The organism is Niveispirillum sp., assembly GCF_017996735.1.
GTDB lineage: Bacteria > Pseudomonadota > Alphaproteobacteria > Azospirillales > Azospirillaceae > Niveispirillum.
In genome coordinates, this window is sequence record NZ_JAGOGJ010000144.1 from 13407 (window position 1) to 15676 (window position 2270).

Sequence of the window (2270 nt, forward strand, 5' to 3'; positions counted from 1 at the left end):
CTGGCGGTTCAGGTGATGGCGGATGGTTGCCAGCATGGCAAAAGCGAGCATGACCAACGAGACATGCCGGTGCCATCCGTGCCAGGAGCGGGTCTCGTTATGGTCGAGGCCGAGTTCGTTCTTGGCGGTCTCGAAACTGTCCTCGATGGCCCAACGGTGGCCTTCGACCCGGACCAGTGTTTCAATCCCGGTTCCAGCGGGGCACCAGGTAGTAAAGAAAGCCAACTCGCCATCACCGATGTGCCGACGGATCAGCAAGCCGCGCGTCCACGGGCCGGTCAGGTTGTCGCTATACTCGGCGGCGTCCAGGTCTGCCAGTTCCAGATAGGCCCAGTCATGCAGACGGGGGCCTTTGGTGCCCTCGCCACAGGACAGGCGCCGCCAGTCGCCGGGTTCCAGCCCCTCGGCGATGCTGCGCGCCGTGCCGCCCACCGGCCTGGGCTTGTCCCAGGAACTGAACCGGTGATCGGCGTTGACGCCCAACACATAGCCCTTGCCCTGGCGGCGCAGCAGCATCTCCAGGTCGCCAACGCCATAGACGCTGTCGGCCGCAACCCAGCCGAACGGCGTGCCCGCCGCCACGGCGCGCTTGATCATCGCCATGGCCAGCGCCGGCTTGGTGGCAAAGCCCGTCCCATCTGGAACATGCGCCGCCGCCAGCCGATCCGCGTCATCCGTCCAGACCTTGGGCAGGTACAGCGCCCGGTCGATGAAAGCATGGCCGTGCCGCGACACGTAGCAGGCGAACACGCCAATTTGACAGTTCGTGATCTTGCCCGCCGAACCCGTATATTGCCGTGCCACTCCGCACGATGCCTTGCCCTGCTTCAGAAAACCCGTCTCGTCGATCACCAGCACCGCATCATCGTCCGCCAACGTTTCCAGCGCATAATCCCGCACGATATCCCGTAGCGCATCGGCGTCCCATCGGCCCCGGCCCAGGATCGCCTGCTGCCGCCAGGGGCCGGGGTCGCCTGCCGCCTCCGCCCGCATCCACCCCGTCTTGCGCTGCTCCGCCCCCAGCAGTCCATCGAGAAACAAACCCGCCGAGGCGGCAACGCGATCCTGCGTGAATAATGGCCGGATGCGGTCCTTCACAGACCGCAACGACACCGACCACAGACCAAGCGTATCCTCAAGCGAACCCGACATGCCATGACCCTCCGAATCATGGTCGCCCATTGATTCAGAACTTCACAAAATACGCAACTGTAATGCTAGTCAGCAGACATTAGTATCAGTGACGCCTCCATATCAGCTTTGCTGACACACCATCTTCGCAAGGGAACAGAGCAGCGCTGATTGGACACGAGAAAGCCGGATCATCGAGACGGATGCGGAGATAAGAAAGGCTTGCATCGTTATCGGTTCCGGCCTCCCAGGCGTCCCCAATGTGATGGTGGCCCAGTAGAAGGCGGTAGGCCGGTGCGGAAGAATTGTCGCGGCCGTCGTTGGGGACCAGCCGTACTTTGGCATTGATGGTCAGGGTACGGATGGTTCCGGTCCAACCGCCATCTTTGGACTGCGTGAACTTGCCAATGGTTGCCATGGCTCAGTCCTCCGGCTCGCTAGGCTGATTACTTGCTGCTAGAGTTGCTCCACGGCGTTTCCGACCGTCGCCAGGAGCCTGTACAAATGGACGGTCCTCCTTCTGGGCTTTTGCGTAACCCCGGTCGCTGTCCAGGAAAGCATCCAGCATGTAGGGGATCAGATCGGCCACCGGCTCAGTCGTGCCATAGGTTTCCCGGTAAACGGCCGCGTAGGACTGCAGCCGCTGGTGCAGTTCCGGATTGAGGGTGATGGTCAGCTTCACCGGGGTGCGGTCGGGGAGCTTGGGGAGCTTCAGCATGGGTCAGCCTCCACGGTAGGGCGATACGATCAGGTCGCGACGCACGATCACGCGCAGCGGCCAGCCGGGGCGGACGGTCAGGGTTGGCTGGATGTCGAGATTGCGTTCAACCAGACGCTGACCAGCGCGGTCGGCATTTTGCTGGACGGACTCCCTGACGGCTCGAACCAAGTCGCTCTCCTGCTGCCCAAAGGTCAGTTCGGTACCGACACCCAGCAGCGTCGCCATGGCGATGCCCTTCAACAGACGTCCGGTGTGGAAATCCACTTCGTCGGAGAGGCCAGACTGGCCCTCGGTGTCGCTGGCAGGCAGGTTGTCCAGTTGCAGGGACGTGCCATCGGGGCGGATAAGACGCTGCCAAACCAGCAACGCACGCTCCTGCCCAAAGCTGACGCGGCTGTCATAGGTGCCGATCAGACGT

The 2270-nt window shown here is 62.6% G+C and carries 4 protein-coding genes; all 4 read right to left on the bottom strand.

The genetic code is table 11. From position 1 onward, the window contains the following. The coding region (locus tag KBA48_RS27870; protein ID WP_292911964.1) for an IS701 family transposase at positions 1 to 1152 on the bottom strand (1152 nt) is incomplete at its 3' end. 85 nt (positions 1153 to 1237) lie between these two features. Beyond that, the gene (locus KBA48_RS27875; RefSeq protein ID WP_292911965.1) at positions 1238 to 1549 is read right to left on the bottom strand and encodes a DUF736 family protein; all 312 of its coding nucleotides are present in this window, start codon (positions 1547 to 1549) and stop codon (positions 1238 to 1240) included. A 3-nt stretch (positions 1550 to 1552) separates the two neighbouring features. Further along, positions 1553 to 1849: a DUF2274 domain-containing protein gene (locus KBA48_RS27880; protein WP_292911966.1), complete on the bottom strand. Its 297-nt coding sequence runs from the start codon at positions 1847 to 1849 to the stop codon at positions 1553 to 1555. Between the two features lie 3 nt (positions 1850 to 1852). After that, a partial coding sequence (locus KBA48_RS27885) for a TrbI/VirB10 family protein (RefSeq protein WP_292911967.1) occupies positions 1853 to 2270 on the bottom strand: 418 nt, incomplete at its 5' end.